This is a genomic window from Microvirga sp. P4_G7 (assembly GCF_056401005.1).
This window is the reverse complement of the sequence record NZ_JBFUKD010000957.1, coordinates 1-1,096: the sequence shown is the minus strand read 5'-3', so window position 1 is coordinate 1,096 and position 1,096 is coordinate 1. Positions and strand designations below refer to the sequence as shown.

At 59.7% G+C, this 1,096-nt stretch carries 3 protein-coding genes; all 3 read right to left on the bottom strand.

All coding sequences use genetic code 11. The features are described from left to right. Positions 1–2 precede the first annotated feature (2 nt). Positions 3–149 (bottom strand): hypothetical protein, encoded by a 147-nt coding sequence (locus tag AC1DT3_RS22195; protein ID WP_477467336.1) that lies wholly within the window; start codon positions 147–149, stop codon positions 3–5. Between the two features lie 70 nt (positions 150–219). Further along, a complete protein-coding gene (locus tag AC1DT3_RS22190; protein WP_477467335.1) occupies positions 220–747 on the bottom strand; it encodes a hypothetical protein in 528 nt (175 codons plus the stop codon). Positions 748–751: 4 nt separating this feature from the next. Further along, positions 752–1,096, bottom strand: a 345-nt coding sequence (locus AC1DT3_RS22185; protein WP_477467334.1) for a M10 family metallopeptidase C-terminal domain-containing protein, incomplete at its 5' end; no start/stop codon positions are given.

Below are 1,096 nucleotides of genomic sequence, written 5' to 3'. Positions count from 1 at the left end.
GATCAGTTCTTAGGCGGATCGACCTTCACGCCGCCAGGTCCGATCTCGATCTTCAGGGAGTTGCGGTCCCTCTCGTAGGCCTGATAGGCGAACACGCCGACAACGACGACAAGGGCCGCAATCACGACATAAAGAACACTGCGATTCATCTGCGACTCTCTCCAAGCTGAGCCATTTCATAATGCTTGGCTTGGCGACAAGTTCCCGAGACGACGGGTGTTAGGAAAGCGAACGCAACCTCAAGAGAATCGTATTCCGCGCCGGCGGCGCCAGACCCTCCTCCTCGCAGCGTTGGCGGATGAGCGCTACGAGCGCCACGCGCGTCGGCTGATCGGGCTCGCGGTTCAGCCGTTCGCTCTCTTCGGCAATGATCTCCTCGACCCGTGGGACGATACGGCGGCCATCCTCGTTCTTGGCCGGCAAAAATGCGTCGATGGATCGAGCATAAAAATATTGGTTGAGGAGAGCGTGGAGCCGCGTCGTGCTGATGCCGGCGCCCTTCGCCAGCATCTTGAGAATTCGCGTCCGCTCCGTTCGTCCGAGCGCCGCGCCGTCTGTCAGGTCGAAATAGGCCCGCGCGACCATGAAATGCATCCACGCCCGCGCAACCACGGCCTCGTCCCATTCATCGAGCAGGTCCGCCATTCGCGCGGCATCGATCTCTTCGACTCGGCGGGCCGATAGTGGGCCGTGGTCGGCAAACGGCTCCTCCACGGGAGCGGACGTGTGTTTGGATGATTTCGGCATGGTCCTAAAGGAAGAAATCGCCTTTGGAGAGGGAAGCGACGCTCTTGAGGTAGATGCTGAAATCGGCCTGGCCATCACCGTTGATGTCGCCGTACACAGTGGCGCCGCCCTTGACCTTCTCGTAGCGGAGTTCCCCTGCCTTTTCCGTGAAGTCCTTCGTTCCGATGAACTTGAATGCCTGGTTGCCTGTCGCGGTTGTCTTCGCATCCATGCCGGACAGATCGATCTTGTCCTTCTGGCTACGCGAGAAATCGTAGATCGTATCGCGGCCCGACGACGCCACTGTGCTGTCCTTGATGGACTTGAACACGAATGTGTCCGCATCGGCGTTGCCGTAGAGCTTGTCCGC